At 66.0% G+C, this 18,191-nt stretch carries 22 protein-coding genes; 17 read left to right on the plus strand and 5 right to left on the minus strand.

Translation table 11 applies throughout. The annotated features are described in order from the left end of the window. Positions 1–4 precede the first annotated feature (4 nt). Positions 5–1,858 carry an ABC transporter substrate-binding protein gene (locus ACFR9U_RS20780; protein WP_247381136.1) on the minus strand — a complete coding sequence of 618 codons (1,854 nt, stop codon included), beginning with the start codon at positions 1,856–1,858 and terminating at the stop codon, positions 5–7. A 281-nt stretch (positions 1,859–2,139) separates the two neighbouring features. Here ACFR9U_RS20780 and ACFR9U_RS20785 point away from each other — a divergent pair, with 281 nt between their 5' ends. The 11 genes from ACFR9U_RS20785 (at position 2,140) to ACFR9U_RS20835 (ending at position 10,530) form a co-directional block, all read left to right on the plus strand. Continuing rightward, a complete protein-coding gene (locus tag ACFR9U_RS20785) occupies positions 2,140–2,286 on the plus strand; it encodes a hypothetical protein (protein ID WP_247381135.1) in 147 nt (48 codons plus the stop codon). Between the two features lie 198 nt (positions 2,287–2,484). Further along, the gene (locus ACFR9U_RS20790; RefSeq protein WP_247381134.1) at positions 2,485–2,781 is read left to right on the plus strand and encodes a winged helix-turn-helix domain-containing protein; all 297 of its coding nucleotides are present in this window, start codon (positions 2,485–2,487) and stop codon (positions 2,779–2,781) included. Positions 2,782–2,974: 193 nt separating this feature from the next. Beyond that, positions 2,975–3,874, plus strand: coding sequence for a Na+/H+ antiporter subunit E (locus ACFR9U_RS20795; protein WP_379815077.1), 900 nt, complete (start codon positions 2,975–2,977; stop codon positions 3,872–3,874). After that, complete coding sequence (locus ACFR9U_RS20800) at positions 3,871–4,161, plus strand: cation:proton antiporter (protein ID WP_247381132.1); 291 nt, start codon at positions 3,871–3,873, stop codon at positions 4,159–4,161. The genes ACFR9U_RS20795 and ACFR9U_RS20800 overlap by 4 nt, the downstream gene beginning before the upstream one ends. Then, entirely contained in the window at positions 4,158–4,472 is a 315-nt protein-coding gene (gene mnhG, locus ACFR9U_RS20805; protein WP_247381131.1) for a monovalent cation/H(+) antiporter subunit G, read from the plus strand. Before ACFR9U_RS20800 ends, mnhG begins: the two co-directional genes overlap by 4 nt. Then, positions 4,469–5,005 carry a DUF4040 domain-containing protein gene (locus tag ACFR9U_RS20810; protein WP_247381130.1) on the plus strand — a complete coding sequence of 179 codons (537 nt, stop codon included), beginning with the start codon at positions 4,469–4,471 and terminating at the stop codon, positions 5,003–5,005. The genes mnhG and ACFR9U_RS20810 overlap by 4 nt, the downstream gene beginning before the upstream one ends. After that, the gene (locus ACFR9U_RS20815; protein ID WP_247381129.1) at positions 5,002–5,469 is read left to right on the plus strand and encodes an MnhB domain-containing protein; all 468 of its coding nucleotides are present in this window, start codon (positions 5,002–5,004) and stop codon (positions 5,467–5,469) included. Before ACFR9U_RS20810 ends, ACFR9U_RS20815 begins: the two co-directional genes overlap by 4 nt. Beyond that, positions 5,466–5,837, plus strand: a complete 372-nt coding sequence (locus ACFR9U_RS20820) for a sodium:proton antiporter (protein WP_345893413.1) — start codon at positions 5,466–5,468, stop codon at positions 5,835–5,837. Before ACFR9U_RS20815 ends, ACFR9U_RS20820 begins: the two co-directional genes overlap by 4 nt. Beyond that, positions 5,830–7,284, plus strand: coding sequence for a proton-conducting transporter transmembrane domain-containing protein (locus ACFR9U_RS20825; RefSeq protein WP_247381127.1), 1,455 nt, complete (start codon positions 5,830–5,832; stop codon positions 7,282–7,284). Before ACFR9U_RS20820 ends, ACFR9U_RS20825 begins: the two co-directional genes overlap by 8 nt. Before the next feature lie 50 nt (positions 7,285–7,334). Further along, on the plus strand, positions 7,335–8,840 hold the full coding sequence (locus ACFR9U_RS20830) for a proton-conducting transporter transmembrane domain-containing protein (protein WP_247381125.1): 1,506 nt from the start codon (positions 7,335–7,337) through the stop codon (positions 8,838–8,840). Beyond that, positions 8,833–10,530: a Na(+)/H(+) antiporter subunit D gene (locus ACFR9U_RS20835; RefSeq protein WP_247381122.1), complete on the plus strand. Its 1,698-nt coding sequence runs from the start codon at positions 8,833–8,835 to the stop codon at positions 10,528–10,530. Before ACFR9U_RS20830 ends, ACFR9U_RS20835 begins: the two co-directional genes overlap by 8 nt. A gap of 23 nt (positions 10,531–10,553) precedes the next feature. Here the strand turns inward: ACFR9U_RS20835 and ACFR9U_RS20840 are convergent, their stop codons facing one another. Then, the gene (locus ACFR9U_RS20840; RefSeq protein ID WP_247381119.1) at positions 10,554–11,444 is read right to left on the minus strand and encodes a universal stress protein; all 891 of its coding nucleotides are present in this window, start codon (positions 11,442–11,444) and stop codon (positions 10,554–10,556) included. A 79-nt stretch (positions 11,445–11,523) separates the two neighbouring features. Here ACFR9U_RS20840 and ACFR9U_RS20845 point away from each other — a divergent pair, with 79 nt between their 5' ends. Continuing rightward, positions 11,524–12,258 (plus strand): SDR family NAD(P)-dependent oxidoreductase, encoded by a 735-nt coding sequence (locus tag ACFR9U_RS20845; RefSeq protein WP_247381117.1) that lies wholly within the window; start codon positions 11,524–11,526, stop codon positions 12,256–12,258. A 38-nt stretch (positions 12,259–12,296) separates the two neighbouring features. Here ACFR9U_RS20845 and ACFR9U_RS20850 read toward each other — a convergent pair whose 3' ends face one another. From ACFR9U_RS20850 to ACFR9U_RS20860, 3 genes are all read right to left on the minus strand, one after another. Further along, a complete protein-coding gene (locus tag ACFR9U_RS20850; RefSeq protein ID WP_247381115.1) occupies positions 12,297–12,848 on the minus strand; it encodes a DUF7351 domain-containing protein in 552 nt (183 codons plus the stop codon). A gap of 74 nt (positions 12,849–12,922) precedes the next feature. After that, positions 12,923–13,201 carry a hypothetical protein gene (locus ACFR9U_RS20855; protein WP_247381113.1) on the minus strand — a complete coding sequence of 93 codons (279 nt, stop codon included), beginning with the start codon at positions 13,199–13,201 and terminating at the stop codon, positions 12,923–12,925. A 237-nt stretch (positions 13,202–13,438) separates the two neighbouring features. After that, the gene (locus ACFR9U_RS20860) at positions 13,439–13,828 is read right to left on the minus strand and encodes an ArsR/SmtB family transcription factor (protein ID WP_247381111.1); all 390 of its coding nucleotides are present in this window, start codon (positions 13,826–13,828) and stop codon (positions 13,439–13,441) included. Between the two features lie 95 nt (positions 13,829–13,923). Here ACFR9U_RS20860 and ACFR9U_RS20865 point away from each other — a divergent pair, with 95 nt between their 5' ends. From ACFR9U_RS20865 to ACFR9U_RS20885, 5 genes are all read left to right on the plus strand, one after another. After that, a complete protein-coding gene (locus ACFR9U_RS20865) occupies positions 13,924–14,577 on the plus strand; it encodes a DUF7509 family protein (RefSeq protein WP_247381109.1) in 654 nt (217 codons plus the stop codon). A gap of 1,277 nt (positions 14,578–15,854) precedes the next feature. After that, positions 15,855–16,394 carry a hypothetical protein gene (locus ACFR9U_RS20870; RefSeq protein WP_247381107.1) on the plus strand — a complete coding sequence of 180 codons (540 nt, stop codon included), beginning with the start codon at positions 15,855–15,857 and terminating at the stop codon, positions 16,392–16,394. Between the two features lie 276 nt (positions 16,395–16,670). Beyond that, positions 16,671–16,958, plus strand: coding sequence for a hypothetical protein (locus ACFR9U_RS20875; protein WP_247381105.1), 288 nt, complete (start codon positions 16,671–16,673; stop codon positions 16,956–16,958). 162 nt (positions 16,959–17,120) lie between these two features. Next, positions 17,121–17,852: a P-loop NTPase family protein gene (locus ACFR9U_RS20880; protein ID WP_247381104.1), complete on the plus strand. Its 732-nt coding sequence runs from the start codon at positions 17,121–17,123 to the stop codon at positions 17,850–17,852. Between the two features lie 3 nt (positions 17,853–17,855). Beyond that, complete coding sequence (locus tag ACFR9U_RS20885; protein WP_247381102.1) at positions 17,856–18,188, plus strand: DUF8156 family protein; 333 nt, start codon at positions 17,856–17,858, stop codon at positions 18,186–18,188. The last annotated feature ends 3 nt before the right edge of the window (positions 18,189–18,191 follow it).

An 18,191-nucleotide genomic window follows, 5' to 3' on the forward strand; every position in this document is an offset into this window, starting at 1 on the left:
TGAATCACCCCGCCGCGTACCAGGTCGTCGCGTCCCAGCCGTACCCGAAGTCGGTGGGCCCGAACCCGGCGATCTCGTCCTGGTAGCCGGTGATCGATTCCTCGAAGTTCACGAAGTTGCAGGGTTGATCCCGCGAGAGCACGCCGAACGCTTCCGTGAGTGCCTCCTGGCGGACCGCGTCGTCGGTCGTCGTCCCGGCGGTGTCGAACAGCGACGCCAGGTCCGCCTCGGGGTAGTACCCGAAGAAGTTGGTGTCGCCGCGCCGCTCCCAGAACCCGCGCGTGGCGGTGGGCGTCCGCGGATACGTGTTGAACGCGATCCCGTACAGCATGTCCCAGGGTTCCTGGCTGGTGGCTGCGTTCCGGGGGCCGGCGTTGAACGGCCCGGTCTGCCACGGTGGCGACCCGCTCCCCCGGTAGCTGTTCTGGGCGTACTTCCGGAGCAGCGTGTTGAACTGCACGCCTTCGAGCGCGACGTCGATCCCGACCTTGCCGTAGGCCTGGGCGACGTACTCGACCGTCGTTTTCGTCGTCTCGGTGCCCACCGGGTACACCAGTGTGAGGCTGACCTGCTGTCCGGTAGGGCCGACGAGGTCGCCGCCGTCGTACCCGAATCGGTCCGGGAGCGCGTCGGCGAGCCGTGATCGGGCCGTCTGCGGATCGTATTGCTCACCGACGCCGGTTTCCTCGACCTGGGAATCGTCGTACCAGTCGGACCACTGCGGCTGGAAGGTGTGTGCGACCTGGGCGTGGCCGCGCAGGATGGAGTCGACGATCGCCTCCTTGTTCACCACGTAAGACAGTGCTCGCCGGACCGCTCGTCGCCGGAACGGTCGCCAGCCGTTGGCTCGCTGGTTGTAGATGAGCAGCAGATTGAACGGTTGGGGCGCCTGCTGCACCTGGACAGAGGGCAGACTCTCGTACTGGGTGACCTTGGCCGGTGGAATGCTGGTCGACGTGATTTCGGTGGTCTGTAGCGCCGAGAGGCGGATGCTCTCCTCGGGGATGACCTTGAAAACGTACCGCTGGAAATACGGGGCGTCCCGCCACGTCTCGGGGACGTCGGCGGCCTCGTGCATGTAGTAGTCGGGGTTGCGGGTGGCGACGAACTCGGACTCGCGATTCCACCGCTCGAAGGTGTACGGTCCCAGGTTCCCGCTGTAGGCGAGGGTCTGGATCTCGCGGTCGCGTTTCAGCCCTTCGACGTCCTTGTCGGAGACGTATCGTTCGAGCAGTCCTTTCGGGAGACAGAACGACCCCCACAGGATCGGCCGCATCGGGAACGCCGGGTCGGGGTCGGGCAGCCGAATCTCGAAGGTTCGCCGGCCGGTTTTCACCACTGGAATGAACTCGCCGTTGCGCTGCCAGCTTCCCTGGTCGGTGTAGCCCGCCCAGTTGTCCGGCGCCTGGAACACGTTCTGAATCATGTACACCCAGTCCTCGGCGGTCATCTCCCCGTAGGGGTCGCTCCACCGGAGTCCGTCACGGACTCGACACTCGTACACCCGCTCGTCGTCGGTCGCGAGGGCCAGCCAGAGCGGGAACACCTCCTCGTCGGTCGTCACCGCGTAGGCACCGTCCAGGGCCGTCCCGACGCGGGCGGCCGACGCGGCGTCGGCCACCTGAATCCAGAGCAACGACTCCGCGTCCGTCGCGGCGCCTTCGACCCACTCTCCGCGCACGGCTCGGGTACCCGAGGGCGCGCCGCCGGTCGACCCCGTTCCCGACTGACCACCGCCGAAATTGCAGCCAGCCATGCCTGCGGTTCCCGCGAGACCGAGCAGTCGAAGGAAGTCGCGTCGACGCGGGAATTTCAACCGCTCCGATCCGCTGTCGCCGATCGGCGATCTAGCCCTCATCACCAGAACCCGGCCCGCGAATAGTTTGTTGGCCGGTACCGAATACCATGGGACAGGATATGGCAGAATCGGATAAATGCGCTTGCTATCTTTCCCCACACGTCCGGGCGGAAAGAAAGAAACCCATTCGGCGGTGGACTGTCCCCACTGGCGATCCCGTTCGGTTTCGGCCAGCGTCTGACGATCGTCTGACGGCGCCTCGGTGACCGCCTTCCGTCTGGCGGTTACACTTTCAGGCCGCGTGGCGTACTTATTAGCCCATCTCGGTCACGTGTTGAGCTATGATCGAACGTCTCCGGAACGTGTTCCAGCACGAAACACAGTCCGGTGATCTCTACGAGTGTCGCGACTGCGGGACGACCCTCGACCACTCGGTGCGTCGCTGTCCGTCCTGCCGGTCCGACGAGATCGCCTGCTACGAGTTGTAAGTCTCACGTGTGTCCACGCTGTTCGCGGAAGCTGACGAGACGCGGAATCGTCCATTGTGAGTGATACACACGGTGAGAGACACGAGTCTCTCGCAAGCACCTCGTACACACCCTTTTGATTGTTGTCGTCTATGTGTAGCACGTAGAACCGCGGTCCCGCCATCGTACAGCAAAAACTGGCACAGATATGATATACTTATGACTGACAACTGGGACGACATCAGCTTCGTAATTAGTTCGCAGTACAGAGTCGCAGTCCTCCGGCGTCTCGCCGACGGACCAGCAACGCCCTCACGGATTGCGAACGATAGCGATCTCGGGATCGCCCACATTTCGCGCGCACTCCAGGGGTTGCAGGACCGTGGACTCGTGGAACTGCTCGTGTCCGAAGAACGGCGCAAAGGACGCGTGTACGGCATCTCGGACCGCGGCAGCGAGGTCTGGAGCCGGATCGTCTCCGAGGAGATGGTCGACATGGGCAAGCCTTCCGAGTAGCACGGCCGCTGACGGTGGAGCGAGCCACGGCCGACGACAGTGCGATCGGGACGAGTCGCCCTGCCCGATGCACACAGCGGCATGCACTGGAGAACGGGAGTTCACACGGACGAGATGTCTCTGAGAATCTGTGTTCGCGGAGGATCTCCCTCCTGCACGACGCGGTCACGGCTCGTGGAGGTGCGACGCCGTGGTGGCTGAGCGGCCCGTTCGCGTCGCCGCGATCGTGACGGATTCGTCGTCGCTGGACGAAACCGTTATCGAGGCCTCTCAGCGACTGGACGACGAGCGAGGGATCGCGACCGTCCTCTGCCCGGATCGGGCCGTCGCGAGTCGGGTGCAAACGGTCGTGAACAACCACGGGTGGGAGGCCGCCGTCGAGATAGTTTCCCCGTTCAGCGTGGAGCGGTTGACGACGCGTCTCCTGACCGAACGACCGGACGTGGTCGTCGTCGATCCAGCGGCCCCCGTTGCGATCGCGGACCTTCGCTCCCGGACTGCGGACGCACCGATTCGCGTGTACCCACCGTCGTCAGCCCACGCCCGACGGCGGCGACGGCTCCGACGCGCTCCCGGTCTCGCCCAAGGGGTGACCATCTTCGGGCTCGCGTTCGCGTTCTATCTCCTCTTGGGCCACGTGAACGCGTTCGACGTCGTAACTGGTATCGCCTGCGCCGCTGCCGTGGCCCGCCTGCTATCACGCGTCACGTTTACGGCGGCGCCGACGGTCCAGCGGACGCTCCCGCGACTCGCCAGGGCGACGCTGTTCGTCCCCTATCTCGTCTGGGAGATCGCCAAGGCGAACCTCTGGTTGGCGGTCGTGCTCGTCGATCCGCGGCTTCCGATCGATCCGTCGGTCGAGAACGTCGCGATCGAGGCCGAGTCCAGCCTCGAACGGGCCGTTCTCGCGAACAGCATCACGCTGACCCCCGGGACGGTCGCCGTCGACGTCGGCGAGTCGTCGCTCGTCGTCCACACGCTCACAGCGTCGGCGAGGGGTGCGCTCCGCGACGGTACTCTCGAACGTGCGGTGCGGTTCGTCTTTGGGGGCCGCCAGAGAGCGCGAGCAAACGGCGGTCGAGTCGACGAATGAGCGGGACCGAGCCGGCGCTCGTCGACGACGCGATGGTCGCCGCGGCGGTCGCCGTCATCGCACTGGCGCTCCTCGCCTTTCACCGGGTGATCCGCGGACCGACGCTGCCGGATCGGGTCGTCGCCGTCAACGGGATCGGCACCGCGACGGTCGTCGTGCTCACGTTCCTCGCGGTCGGCCTCGACGAGTCCGGACTGCTCGACATCGCGCTCGTGTACGCGCTGCTGAACTTCCTCCTCTCGATCGGGCTCGCGAAGTACGCCATCGAACGGGGAGGGTTTCTGTGACGCTCCTCGAACTCGCCGTGGTGCTCTGTGTCTGCGGCGCGGTGCTGTTCTTCGGGATCGCCACGCTCGGGTTGTTCCGGCTGCCGGATCTGTACTCGCGAGCCCACGCAACGTCGAAAGGCGACACGCTCGGGACGCTGTTCGCCATCGGAGGGGCGATTCTCGCCAGCGGCGGCGACGACACGACGAAGCTTCTGTTCCTGGTCGGCTTCGTGTTCGTGACGACGCCGACCGCGACGCACGCGATCGTTCACGCTGCCGACGTGGAGGGATACGACGCCTGGACGTCGGGAGGTGACGAGGGAACGTGACCGATCCCGTCGTCGTCGCGCTGTTGGTCTGGCTGCTCGTCACGGCGACGACGGTCGCGGCCTTCAGCGATCCGTTGGCGACGATCGTCGCCTTCGGCGTCTACAGCCTGGGAATGGCGATGCTCTGGGCCGTCTTTCGCGCTCCCGACGTGGGACTCACCGAAGCCGCGGTCGGCGCCGGCGTCACCACGGCGCTCTTTCTGGTCGTCGTCTTCCGCACTGGCGTCGGCCGGCCGGGACTGTTCCGGTCGCAGTCGGAAATCAGCCCGCAGTCGCTGGCAGTCGTCGGCGGCTTCGTCGCGGTGGTGCTGTGGACGGTCCCGTCGCTCCCGGCAGTCGGCGATCCCACCGCCCCCGGATTCCAGCGCGTCGCCCCGGCGTACCTGGCTCGGTCGCCGGCGCTCGGAGTGACGAACGTCGTCACCGCGGTGCTCGTCGCGTTCCGCGGCTTCGACACCTTCGGCGAGGTGGTCGTGGTATTTGCTGCCGGGATCGCAGTGCTCGCCGTGTTCGACCGCGAGGTGGTCCGATGACCACGGACCGGCCCGGTGGCGGCTCGCAGTCGGACCGCCCCCGCAGGCGGGAACTCGACAGTCCGGTCGTGACGAAGACGGTTCGCCTCCTGACGCCGTTCGTGGTGACGCTCGGGCTGTTCACCATGTTCCACGGGACCAGCTCGGTGGGCGGCGGGTTCCAGGGCGGCGTGATCGTCGCCGCGGCCCTCATCACAGTCGCGTTCGCGTTCGGGATCGACCAGACCAGACAGTGGCTCGACGCAGCCTGGCTGACCGGGGCCGCCGTCTCGGGAATCCTCGTCTTCGCTGCCATCGCGACCGGCGCGCTCGTCTTCGACCGCGTCTATCTGGACCTCACGGCGTATCCGGTCCCGAAAGCGGTCGTCTACGCCATCGAGCTCGTGGAACTGGGCATCGGCGCGACGGTCGCGGCGACGATCCTCGTGATGTTCCTGGCGTTGGCGCGAGGTGAGAGCGGGTGATCGGACCGCTCGCCGACCGAACGCCCTACGTCGTCGCCGTGTTCCTCATGGGCGCGGGCCTGTACGTCCTGATCGACGACGAGAACCTCGTCAAGAAGGTGCTCGGCCTCAACCTGTTCCAGACGGGGATCTTCCTCGTGTTCGTCGCTGCCGCGGTCCGGACCGGGGGTCGCTCGCCGCTCGTCGGCGACGCCGGCGGCCCGTACGTGAACCCGCTCCCGCACGTCCTCATCCTGACGGCGATCGTCGTCGGCGTGAGCGTAACCGCGCTGGCCGCCGCGCTCGTCGTCAGGATACACGCCGAACGCGGCACGGTCCGAGCCGACGAACTCGAGCGTCCGACCGACGAGGTGGCCGACCGTGAGTGACGCGCTCCCCTTCCTCGTGACGGTCCCCTTCGTGGCGGCCGTCGTTCCCCCCGTGTTGGCCCGGCGGTACGACCGGGTCGGGTGGCCGGTCGCCGTTGTCGGGCTCCTCGCCCAGACCGGGCTCGCCGGCTGGGTGGCGTGGGCGGTCGTGACCTCTGGACCCATGCGGCTCGTCGTCGGCGGACTGCCGGCAGTACTCGGGATCGAGCTCGCCGTCGACAGGCTCTCGGCCGCTTTCGTCCTGCTCGTCGCAGTGGCGGGGCTATGGGGGCTGGCCTACACCCGGCGCGGTGGCCCCCGATCGGCGACCGGCTACAGCCTGTACTTGCTGTTGATCGCCGGGCTGACGGGCATCTGCATCACGCGCGACGTGTTCAACCTCTACGTGTTTCTGGAGATCAGCGGTCTCAGCGCCTACGCGCTGGTCGCGCTCGGGGATGGGCCCGACGCGGCGCCGGCGGCGCTGAAGTACCTGCTGCTCGGAACCGTCGGGGCGTCGCTGTATCTGCTCGGTATCGGATACCTCTACTTCGGCACGGGGACGCTGAACATGGACGCGCTGGCGCGGACGCTCCCGGCCGTCGGCTACGGGAACCGACTCGTCCTCGGCGCCTTCGGGCTGATCGCCGCCGGCCTCGGCGTGAAGATCGCGCTGTACCCGGTCCACACCTGGAAGCCCGACGCCTACCGGGCAGCGCCAGCGGGTCTTACCGCCGTGCTCGCGGCCCTCGTCTCGACGATCGCCGCGTACGCGCTCGTCCGACTCGTGATCTCGGCGTTCACGCTGCGGTTCCTCGCGAGCACTCCGGGCCTCGTCGCTGCGCTGCAGGCGACGGCGGTCGTCAGCATCGTCGCCGGCGCGGTGCTGGCGCTCCGCCAGCGAGACGTCCGCCGGTTGCTGGCGTGTTCGAGCATCTCGCAGTTCGGGATCGGCGTCGCCGGGCTCTCGCTGGGCACGCGACTCGGCGTCGTCGGCGGCGTCGTCCACCTCGTCGGCCACGCCGTCATGAAGAGCGGGGCGTTCGCCGCCGCGGGCGTCGTCGAGACCGCCTACGGCGCCCGAACCGTCGACGAGTACGCCGGCGCAGCCGACTCCCTCCCGATCACGAGCGCGGCGTTCGCGACGCTCGTGCTCGGCCTCATCGGAATTCCGCCGCTCATCGGCTTTTTCGGCAAGTGGTACGTGGCGGTGAGCGCGCTCCGGAGCGGGGCGTGGGTCGTCGGGAGCGCCGTCCTCGTGAGCACGGTTCTGTCGCTGGCCTACTTCGCCCGACTGCTCCAGCGCATGTACTTCGAGGACGCTGCCGGCCGACTCGACCAGCGGGCCGTCAGCGTCGGGATGGTCGCGACTGGCGTCATCGCGGCGCTCGTTGCCCTTGGCCTTGGACTCGTTTCCGCTGGCCTCGTGGAACTGCTGCTGCCGGCGATCGGGGGCGGACAGCCGTGACCACCGCGTCGCTAGTACCAGTTGCGATCGTGTTCGTGCCGGTGGTCGCGATGGCGCCGATCCTGGCCTCTGGGTCGCGACCGAATCGCAGAGAGGCGTGGACGTTTCTCGCGGCGGGACTGACCCTCGCACTCGCGGCCCAGGCCGCGGCCGCGACGCTGGACGGCGTCGTGTACGAGACGACTCTCGGCCGACTCGCAGTGGGGGCGCCGCTCACGTTCCGGGTCGACGCCCTCGGAGCGCTGTTTGCCTTGCTGGCGTCGTTCCTGTGGCTGGTCGCCAGCGCCTACAGCGTCGGCTACATGCGCGGGTTAGACGAGCACGATCAAACTCGTTATTTCGCTGCGTTCGCCGCCAGTATCGGGGCAACCATGGGCGTCGCGCTGGCGGCGAACCTCCTGACGCTGTTCGTCTTCTACGAACTGTTGACGGTCGCGACGTACCCGCTCGTCGCCCACGCCGAGACCCCGGAGGCCCGTCGTGCCGGACGGCGATACCTCGCATACACGTTGAGCGGCGGCGTGGCCATTCTCGGGGGAATCGTGCTCGTTTACGCCGTGACCGGTTCGGGCGAGTTCGTCGCCGGAGGGCTCGCGGGGCTCGCATCGGAGCCGATCGTCGCCACCGTCGCCTACGGGCTGCTCGTCGTCGGATTCGGCGTCAAGGCGGCGGTCGTGCCGCTGCACGCCTGGCTCCCCGACGCGATGGTCGCTCCGACCCCAGTGTCCGGGCTGTTGCACGCCGTCGCCGTCGTCAAGAGCGGCGTGTTCGGACTCGCCCGCGTCGTCCTGTTCGTCTTCGGTGCCGGCACTGTTCGGTCGCTCGGACTGGGACGCCCGCTCGCCGTCGCTGCGGCGGCGACGATGCTGCTGGCCGGGGTGGTCGCGCTGCGCCAGGACAAACTCAAGCGCGGCCTCGCGTACTCGACGATCAGCCAGCTGTCGTACATCGTCCTGGGAATCGCGTTGTTGACGCCGCTCGCCCTCTTCGGGGCGCTCTTGCACCTCGTCGCCCACGCGTTCATGAAGATCACCCTGTTTTTCTGCGCCGGTGCGATCTACGTCGAAACCGACACCGAGTACGTCAGCCAGATGGGGGGCATCTGGCGGCGGCTCCCGGCACTGATGACGGCGTTCGCGGTCGGGAGCGCCGGACTGGTCGGACTGCCCGGGATCGCCGGGTTCGTCAGCAAGTGGTACCTGATCCTGGGGGCGCTCGACGCGAACGCCCTGGTCTTTGCCGCGACGTATCTCGTCGCCGGCCTGCTCAAACTGCTGTTTTTCTGGCCAGTGCTGCTGACGGCGTACGCCGGGCGCAACGCGACTGACGGATTCCGGCCCGTCGATGTCCATCACGGTGTCGCCACGGGCGAGCACGACGGCGGGCGGACCGCCACGTGGGAGCGACGGACGCCGCTGACCGAGAGCAGTTGGTGGTTGCTCGGTCCCGTCCTGGTCACGGCCGGGGGTGCGGTCGTGCTCGGCGTCGTTCCCGACGCGACGCCGTTCTGGGCGCTCGCGCGAACGGTCGGTGCGGAGGTGTTCCCCGGTGGCTAGCGGTCTCACGACCCTCCCGCCGGTCGCGGTGTTCCTCGCCGCCGCGCTGCTCGTCGCAGTGGTGCCGCGGCGGCCAGGCGCCATCGCGGGAGCTACCGTGGCTGCCCTCGTCGTCCCCTGGCTTCTGCTCGTGCCTGCCGGTTCGCACCTCCAGACGCGGCTGTTCGGGTTCGCGGTCGTCTTGTTCAACGTCGACCCGTACTCCAGAACGGTCGGACTGATTCTCGCCTTCGTCACCGCTGTCGCCGTCACGTACGGATACGGGACCGGCGGGTCGCGGCGGCAGGTGGCACTCTCGCTCGCGTACCTCGGTGCCGGGCTCGCGGCTGTCTTCGCCGGCGACTGGTTGACGCTCGTCCTCGCGTGGGAGGGGCTGGCAGTCAGTGCGACGGCGCTCGTCTGGGCGAGCGGTGACGACGACGCCGCCAGAGCCGGCCTCCGCTACGCTGTCTATCACCATCTGGGCGGAATCGCACTGATCGCCGCCGTGCTGATCCGCTACACCGTGACGGGAACGTTCCTCTTCGGTGGGGGATTCGGCGTGGGCATCGCGGCCGCGCTCGGCGTGCTCGGGATCGGTCTCAACGTCGGTTTCATCGGCCTGCATCCCTGGCTCGTCGACACCTACCCACGCCCCCACGTGGCGACGAGCGTCGCGTTATCGGTCTGTACGACCAAAGTCGGCGTCTACGCCCTCGCCCGCGCAGTGCCCGACGGGGGCCGACTCCTCGCGTACGTGGGCGGGGCAATGCTTCTCGTCGGCGTCACGTACGCCATTCTCCAGACGGACATGCGGCGGCTCCTCTCGTATCACATCGTCTCGCAGGTCGGGTTCATGGTCGCCGGCATCGGCATCGGCTCGCCGCTCGGTATCGCCGGCGCGTTCGCTCACCTCGTCAACAACGTCCTGTACAAGAGCCTCCTCTTCATGATCGCGGGCGTCTTGCTCCTGCGGACGGGTGACGAGAATCTCAAACACCTGGGCGGTCTGATCCGGGAGGTCCCGCTGACGTTCACGGCGTTCCTGATCGCTGCGCCGGCGATCGCGGGCGTCCCCGGGTTCAACGGGTTCGTCAGCAAAGCCATGGTCATCGACGCCGCCGAGGACGCCGGGTTCGACGCCCTCTGGTGGCTGCTCGTCGTCGGCAGCGTCGGGACCGTGGTCTCGTTCGTGAAGTTCGGATACTACGCGTTCTTCCACGGCGACGCCGACCCGACCGTCCGGGATGCGGGGCCGGCCGAAACGCTCGCGTTCGCTGCGGTAGCGGGCCCGTGCCTCCTCTTCGGCCTGGCACCGTCGCTTCAGTTCGGCGTCCTTCCCGGCGCGACCGCAGCCGCAAAGCCGTTCGCGCCGAGTCAGTTCACGAAGGCCGGCGCGATTCTCGGTGCTGGCGGCGTCGCGTTCCTGTTCCTCAAGGCCCCACTGGCGCGCATCAGCGATGTTCCCGACCTCGACGCGGTGTATCATCCGGCCGGGGCGCGAACGCTCCGGATCGTGACCGGCACACTCGCGACCGCCGGACACTACCTGGACGCCGGGACCGAAACCGCGTCGACGGCGGCCACCCGGGTTCTCACGCGGTCGAACTCACGTCGGGAACCCGACAGTCTCTCTACCGATGCGGTCGGGAGGGGTGTGTTGCTGCTCGTGACTGCCCTCGTGGTCTTTCTGTTCATCCTGTTCGCTTGAACGGCACGTCGGTCGCGACTCGCTCAGGGAACAACCGTTACCGGAACGGGCGCACGTCGGACGATCGTTTCGACGACGCTCCCCTGCAGCAGGTCCCGGAATCGTCGCTCCTCCGGGCGGCCGATGACGAGGTGATCGACGCCCTCGGTCCGGCTCTGTTCTAGGACCTTGGTCGCGAGGTTACCCCACTCGACAGCCGTGCGAACGTCACGGTCGTATCGGTTTGCGATCCGCTCTGCGGCCGTGAGCGCTCGCTTTCGCTCGCGGGTGCGCTCGTCTTCCTCCTGTTCGAGCACGTCTTCGAGCTCGGTCTGGGACGTGATGACCTGGTGTTCGTCGACTTTAGTGGCGGATACGAACAGGACGGTGACCGCCGCGTCGGGGAACTGTTCGAGTGCGTACTCCAGGGCATCGCGTGCGGAGGCCGAGCCGTCGAACGGGACCAAAACCGACCGCGGCGTCAGGGTCGTCCCCGTTCCCTCGCGCTCGGTCGGCATTGTACGAACCACGGTCACTGGGACCGGTGTCGTCCGGATCACTTCCCGCGAGACGCTCCCCAGCAGGAGGTTCGCGGTGCCGCCCAGTCCACGCGATCCCATCACGATCTGGTCGAAGTCGTTCGTCTCGATGTAGTGAGGGACCTCCGTTCTGGGACGGCCGTAGATCAGCGTCGTCCGGATGGTGCCGCCGTGACCCTCCCCGACTGCCTTCGCCTCGTCGAGCAGTCGCTGACGCTCGGCGAACACGTGGTCGAGTCGCTCGCTGGGATGGCCCGCCGCCTTGCTGTGGTCCGGGAAGGGCTCGATCAGGTGGAGTATCGTCACGTCGCCGTCGGGAAACTGCTCGAACGCGTGGTCGAGCGCGAGGCGTGCCTGATCGGAGCCGTCGTACGGCACTAATACTCGGTCAGCCATACCTCTGCATACGATACCAGTTCCCAAGTCGCTTCTCACCCCCTGAACTTTCAAGCCCTCCGCGGCCGCAAGCCGCCGCATGGCACCACTCGACGACGAGGTGATCGTGGTTACGGGCGCGAGTCGCGGGCTCGGGCGGTCGATGGCCGAACGCTTCGCAGCGGAAGGCGCACGCGTCACACTCACAGCACGCGACGAACAGCGACTGACGGCAGTTGCGAGCGACCTCACCGCGGAGTCGCTCGTCGTTCCCGCCGACGTTCGCGAGCGTAACGCAGTCGAGACCGTCGTCGAGGAGACCGTCAGCGAGTTCGGGCGCATCGACACGCTCGTCAACAACGCCGGCGTGAGCCTGCTCGGCATGAACGACGGCCGGACGCGGCTCACCAACGTCAGCGAGGACGAGTGGGACACCGTCCTCGACGTGAACCTCAAAGGCGTGTTCCTGTTCACACGGGCTGTGATTCCCCACATGGCCAGCCAGGGCCACGGCAACGTCATCAACGTCTCCTCGGGATTGGGCCGGAGCGCCATCGCCGGCGCTGGCCCGTACGTCGCCTCGAAGTGGGGACTCGAAGGGCTCACGCGCGTGACCGCCCTCGAAGGCGACGAGCACGGTATCAACGTGAACGGTCTCGATCCCGGCGGCCGGGCCAACACCGACATCTGGTCGCATCTCCCTGCCGCGGAGCGCGAGGAGATCCTGCAACCCGACGTGATGGACGACGCCGCCGTCCTGTTGGCCGCGCAGGGACCTGACGGGATTTCGGGAGAGTCGATGCCCGCCCAGGAGTGGGAACAGCGCCTCAGTTGAGACAGCCCACCTCCGCTGGGGGGTGTGAGCGCAAACTGCTACGCGCGTTCTCCGACCTGTGTCACCGAGAGGTCGTCGGCGACCGCAAGCCGGAGCGTCGCGTCGTCGAGCGTTATCGTGACGTGTGTAGCGAACGGATCGGTCGATTCGACAGTGGCCTCCCAACTGTCGCCGGTGGTGTACTCGAAGTGTCTCCAGAGCGGGACGTCCAGCAGCGAGACGCCGTGTTGCCAGAACGCCTCGATGACCACTGGATGGAACGCGACGATCACGTCGACCGGGACGTGAACGGTGAATCGACATTCCCGACACTGGTTTACAGAGACGACGAACGGTTGCCCACCTCTCTTGGTCACGTCGACGGTACCGTAACATTCCGGACAGACGCTCCCCCGGACGAAGAGGTACTTCGTCCAGATACTGTACCCGAAGCTATCGACGATTTCCTGGGGCGAGCGACCCTGTGACGCGCTCCGTGGAAAGAGGTCGGTGGTGATCCGTTTCTCCGAAGAACGTGTCGCCCCGGAATGCCCGACCGCTGCCGTCCCGAGTATTGCCCGTCGGTCGCGGGACCACGGGTCTGTGCGCACAGTGTCTTGTCGGCGAATCCTTCGACGTCACCGGACCCGACTGGTGACGCGTCCGATCGCGTGGTTTCGTGGCGTTACAGCAGTTCGAGGTCGCCGCGTTCGACGGCGGCTCGCACGTCGTCGCCGTGGTACGGCATCTCGCTGGCGCCTGCCCAGAGCCGTTCACTGCCCGTCAACTGCAGCGTGAGCCGCTCTGGATACGCGCCGTCGGCGAGGGTCTCGTCGGACGCGTCGACGACCTCCACCGTCTGGCCTGCGTCGAGGCCCACGAACCGCTTGTGGACGGTGAACTGCTGGCCTGGTTTCACGTCGGGACGCCGGTCGTCAGCCGCTCGCTGGAGCATCTGAGGCATCGTAGACTAATTTAAGCCTTCCACTCGTTTAGAGTTTATCGCGGGTATGCCCGGGAATTTAAATACGCCGCCCAGCAGTATTTCGGGGATATATAAATCAGACGACATATTCACCGAACCCCGGCCGCTCTCCGAGTTACTTGTGACGACAGAACCAGTACTTCCGTTCCGAGTTGCGGGAACCGTACTGACGCGCGGCTCGCGTTCACTCACCAGGGACGAGTGATCGGACTTCGGTCACTCGCCGTACGCGTCGAGGAGGTCCCACTCCTCGCGGATGAGTTCGCGCACGCCGTGTTCGAGAACCCCCTCACCGAGCGACGTCGCCTGATAGTAGGAGTACAGCCCCTCACTCGTCTGCTCTTTGCGTTTCCGGTTCGCGACGAGGCCGACGTCGACCAGTTTGTCAAGGTGGTAGTGGAGCGTGTTCGAGTCGGCGTCGAGCTGGTCTGCGAGTTCGCTCGCGCTGTGTGCGCCCTCGTCGACGAGCAGTGAGAGGATGCGAAAGCGGTGTTCGTTTCCGATCGCCCGCTGCATGGCGAGGTAGTCCGAAAGGTCCAGTAAGCTCTGTTCCGGTAGCCGAACCGGCCCGTTTTCGAGGTCGTCCCGCCGCTCGGTCTCGCCCATGTCGAAGCATACCGACCGCGACCACAAAGCGTTTGCTGACTCAGTGATGTTCGAAAACGCCAAGTCTTTAAGTAGTATGGGTCGGAACGCCGAGTATGCGCGACCGGATCAGGGGGGAACTGGGAGACGTCGTACACTCGCAGTTGCTCGTCTATCTCATGGGGCCGTACACGGCGTTCGATATTCGGAGCGCGCTCGAACAGGCCGAAGACCCGACCGACGTGGTGGACCTGGCGTCGCTCCCGGAATCGATCGATTTCGGCGCGCTCGTCGACTCGGACGGCGAACTCGACGGGGACGAAGCCATGCTCGATCTGTTGCTCGAGGTCCGCGATACCCTCCGGACGAAACCCGGCGTGAATGCGTTCCTCGCGTTGGATATCGACATTCCGCTGGCGGAGACAGACGCCGCAACGCAGAGCATCGAGTTCGCGCTCGCGAGCAACGCCGTCGTTTATCTCGTCCCGAAACTCGGCGACAATCTCGGCGTCGGCATCGAAACGGGCTCTGTCCTGGAGGCGATCTTCCAGCGGGACGACGTCGGTGAGACGGGCCACGACGAGCGCGTGGCGTTCGTCCACGAGTCCGGCGTCAGAAGCGCGATGATCGCGTCCGTCGTCGAGCGCTGGGATGCGCAGGTCTACACCTACGAGGACCGCACGGACCTCGTTCGCAAGGTCCGACTCTACGTCCGAGACATCGCCAGGCGCGAACAACACGGAGAGTTGCCACGGCTCGGAGACGAGTAAACAGACTGGGGGTGAGGACAGTGTCGCGAAGGGATGAGTGGAAGCGAGCACTCGGGTCGGCTGTGGCCGAAGTCCACGGACGAGCGCGTGACGTCCCGAGTGCCCACCAGGACCGGTACGCATCGATCCGGGCAATGAGCTGAGCGTGTGACGGCTGACTGTGGCTCGGTCGCGGTCCTGGTACTCGAACGAACGAGATGGGACGTAAAAATCGTTTTTCTGCAAACATGAAACGTCCAAATTACCAGGAAGATGACTGAAATATGGTGAGACAGAACCAGCAGACAGCAGCGATATTGCTCCTTCTCTCGTGAGATACTGGCAGTGCTATGAATATGTCATAATTATCTCGATCCGTGCGTTAGTATTACGTGACCGCCACGTTCCTACTTCGTCGGGTGGATGCGCACGTCTGAGTGGCTGTTATACGATGCGCCAGCTGCAATAGAGGACAGATCGTTTGCACGTTCGAGATCGAGCCGCCTCTGCAGTCCCACAGTGACGATAGTGGCGAACGCGAAACGGGCAGATTCTCGCGATTCGAGCCACTGTCTCGACCGTCTGGGAGTAGCCCCGTCACAGCACGGCATCAAAGCCCACCGATATCATAATCATATCATTTCAGACGGCGGCGTCATACTCCGTACGACTCAGTCGTAAACATCACGACGACCGGACAGATCACCGGGCTTGCTCCGGGTTCGTCTCGGCAGGCAGACCACCGCAGACGATGTATGACTGAAATTACACCCGTTCGATACATGTCGTAATTACGTTCGAAGTCGACGAGGCCGACCGGGTGCACCCAGTTCTTCCATCCACGTTTCCTGATAGTTCACGCGTTCCCCTCACATATCATGTATACATAAAAGTACATTTTAGGGATGGGTCCGAACGTGAGGCGTACCAGGAACCGCGCACTGCGTTGGCACCGGCTGCGTCCACGACCGTGGACCAGCAGCGACCACTGATTCGTCGCGGTCCTGGTGAACGCACGAGACGGTCAACTACCACCGGGCGCGGGTCACGGTCAGTGACACCGCGCAGTACGAGGCTGGTACTTGACCCCTCCCATCTCTCTCGACGTGTCTGTCAGCAGAGCCCCGACTGCGCCAGCACTGGTCGGGTGAACCGGTTCACGCACGCGCAGTCACCCACAAAACCAAGTAGCGCCGGAACCGAACCGCCAGATAGCACGCCACAACGCGGAACCGGTGGACTGCGACGCGGGCTCGGTCCCGCGTTCGGGACAGTCCCCGGTTCCACCCCCCAAATGCATGCCAACTGATCCTTCCCCCGCGGACCGTGCGACGCCGATCCACGAGTTCCTCACGCCGGAGGAACGGCTCGGGCCGGACGCCGTCGTCCGTTCGCGGGGTTGGTTGCTCGCTATCGACCGAGAGACGGCCGCCCAGCCGCTCGACGCGTTTCCGCTGGTCCTCTGTCCGGCACAGAGCGGTGACGAGTTCACCGTCTTCAGAGCCCGCGAACGGTTCACGATCCCCGACGACGCCTGCCTCGAGCGACTGCCGACGATCCTGACGGTCGTGGAGGGGTCCTATCAGTACGCGCTCTTGCAGTGCCGTCTCGTCTCACCGACGGCCGATGACGCGGTCCCTGCAGACCGGCTTCTGACCGCACCACCGGAACTCCAGGGGCGGACGATTCCGGAAACCCAGCCAACGAGACCGCCTTTCTGGGACGCGCTCGTCCAGCAACAGCACGCCGCGACCGAGACGGACGGCCCCGCCGCCGGCGACGGCGTCCACGAACCCGCGGACGTCGCCGTTCCCCCGCAGTACTTCGAGGACTCCTGACCGCCCGTTGTCTCGGGCGAGTGCTGATTGTGTGAGCGGGGCTCGCCCTACTCACCACCCTAAGTTATCAAAGTTGATAACTAGGGCTGGCGGCAAGTCTGACGAAATCTACAACGAGTGCAGCCCTACGGCCTTTTCAGCGGAGGTAAACGTCCGCGGTCGGCCAACACATTTTTCAAATATCATAATGTATGTTCGGACAGTCCTCTCGGAACTGCAATGAGACGGTGGCAAGGAGTCCGTTGCGAACCGGCGGGACGTCGTCCGGAGGAGACCATGAACGAGGACCACCCGACACACAGCGCGCGTCGCGACGGCGAGCTCACGGTGGAGATGCGCAGGCGAGATCGGCCGCTCAACACCGAGGTTTACGCGGTCGAAGACGAACTGCGCGTCGAGGTCGCGACCGAGATGGACGACGGCACGCTGGACGTCACGACGTACCAGTTCTACAAGGTCCGAACTGAACAGACCGCGATCCCGAAATACGAGATCGATCCCAAGTTCCGGCTCGTCGTCGCCGCTGCGCTCCGCGAGTACGGGTACGAACTCGCCTGTCAGTAGCCCCGCACGCACCGCCGAACCGCCTCTTTCTGCGCCAGACGCACTCTATGGAGAGGGATCGCCCGCCAGTGGGGCCAGTGCCACACCGGGGCGTTTCCGGATTTCCGGAAATCCGGAAAGCCCCCTGCATCGCTTATCCGTCCTTGCTCGCTGGTATCGACCATGCGTCAACTCGACTCGATTCCCGAACTGCCACGGTTAGAGCCCGGCCTCACCCTGCTGCGCGTGGCCGGCGAGGGCCGGCCGCTGAAACCCCTGCAGTCGCTCGTCATCGATACGCTGTTGCTCGGCGACGGGACCGGTCAGGCCGTCTGGATCGACGCGCTCGATCACGCACGGACGGACACGCTGTCCGCGCTCGCACCGAGTCCGCGACTGCTCGACCGCGTCTCGGTCGCGCGCGGGTTCACGGCGTACCAGCACGCCGCGCTCGTCGAGCACCTGTTTTCCCTGTGCGAGTCCGACGACCGCGACGCCCGGTCAGTGACCCCAGACTCGGTGTCGCTCGTCGTCTGCCCCGCCGTCGACGGGCTGTACCGCGACGACGACGTCGGCGAAGACGTGGCCGAAGCCCTGCTCTACCGCGTCCTCGCTCGGCTCCAGACGCTCGCTCGCACGCTGGACGTGCCAGTGCTCGTCACGCGGTGGGAGGACGACGCCCTGTCGGCGCCGTTCGAGACGGCAGCGACCAGAACGATCACGTGCCGGCAGACCGACCTCGGCGTCCGGTTCGAGGGCGGCGACCACGAGACGCTCGTCTACCAACTGCCGGGCGGCTACGTCCAGACCACGCTGGCGTACTGGGCCGAGATCCTCGACGCCAGAACGCCGCTGTACGAGCGCTACAGCGTCGGCGAGAGTCAGCCGATCACGCCGGAGGCGCTGGAGGGCTGACGGATGGGGCGCACGAATCCCACGTTCCGGGGCGTCCTGCAGTCGATCGAAGAGCGCTGGCAGGCGTACCGGCGAGCGCTCCGACACGGTGACAAAGAGTACTTCGACGACCTGTTCGAGTACGCACGCGCCCACGCGGACGCCGCCGGCTATCTCAACCGGGAGTCGCCACTGCTTCCGGTTCTGTTTTCGATGTCGCTCGGCCAGGAGAAACGCCGCCAGGAACTCGAAGCCCGCGTCGCGGACCTCGAAGCCCGTGTGGCAACCCTCGAAGCCGACGAGCCGACCGACGGCGAGCGCGCCGGCGAACAGTCAGCGCCGACGGACAGGAGCTGACAG

Origin of the sequence: Halorientalis brevis, assembly GCF_042678165.1 — an archaeon.
Taxonomy (GTDB): Archaea; Halobacteriota; Halobacteria; order Halobacteriales; family Haloarculaceae; genus Halorientalis; species Halorientalis brevis.

What these genes read in the sequence shown, in the direction of transcription:
- ACFR9U_RS20785 (WP_247381135.1), top strand. Translation starts at nt 2,140, where the DNA reads ATGATCGAACGTCTCCGGAACGTGTTCCAGCACGAAACACAGTCCGGT.
- ACFR9U_RS20830 (WP_247381125.1), top strand. Translation starts at nt 7,335, where the DNA reads ATGGCGCCGATCCTGGCCTCTGGGTCGCGACCGAATCGCAGAGAGGCG.
- ACFR9U_RS20865 (WP_247381109.1), top strand. Translation starts at nt 13,924, where the DNA reads ATGCGCGACCGGATCAGGGGGGAACTGGGAGACGTCGTACACTCGCAG.
- ACFR9U_RS20790 (WP_247381134.1), top strand. Translation starts at nt 2,485, where the DNA reads ATGACTGACAACTGGGACGACATCAGCTTCGTAATTAGTTCGCAGTAC.
- ACFR9U_RS20845 (WP_247381117.1), top strand. Translation starts at nt 11,524, where the DNA reads ATGGCACCACTCGACGACGAGGTGATCGTGGTTACGGGCGCGAGTCGC.
- ACFR9U_RS20855 (WP_247381113.1), bottom strand. Translation starts at nt 13,201, where the DNA reads ATGCCTCAGATGCTCCAGCGAGCGGCTGACGACCGGCGTCCCGACGTG.
- ACFR9U_RS20875 (WP_247381105.1), top strand. Translation starts at nt 16,671, where the DNA reads ATGAACGAGGACCACCCGACACACAGCGCGCGTCGCGACGGCGAGCTC.
- ACFR9U_RS20860 (WP_247381111.1), bottom strand. Translation starts at nt 13,828, where the DNA reads ATGGGCGAGACCGAGCGGCGGGACGACCTCGAAAACGGGCCGGTTCGG.
- ACFR9U_RS20885 (WP_247381102.1), top strand. Translation starts at nt 17,856, where the DNA reads ATGGGGCGCACGAATCCCACGTTCCGGGGCGTCCTGCAGTCGATCGAA.
- ACFR9U_RS20840 (WP_247381119.1), bottom strand. Translation starts at nt 11,444, where the DNA reads ATGGCTGACCGAGTATTAGTGCCGTACGACGGCTCCGATCAGGCACGC.
- ACFR9U_RS20800 (WP_247381132.1), top strand. Translation starts at nt 3,871, where the DNA reads ATGAGCGGGACCGAGCCGGCGCTCGTCGACGACGCGATGGTCGCCGCG.
- ACFR9U_RS20780 (WP_247381136.1), bottom strand. Translation starts at nt 1,858, where the DNA reads ATGAGGGCTAGATCGCCGATCGGCGACAGCGGATCGGAGCGGTTGAAA.
- ACFR9U_RS20815 (WP_247381129.1), top strand. Translation starts at nt 5,002, where the DNA reads ATGACCACGGACCGGCCCGGTGGCGGCTCGCAGTCGGACCGCCCCCGC.
- ACFR9U_RS20880 (WP_247381104.1), top strand. Translation starts at nt 17,121, where the DNA reads ATGCGTCAACTCGACTCGATTCCCGAACTGCCACGGTTAGAGCCCGGC.
- ACFR9U_RS20870 (WP_247381107.1), top strand. Translation starts at nt 15,855, where the DNA reads ATGCCAACTGATCCTTCCCCCGCGGACCGTGCGACGCCGATCCACGAG.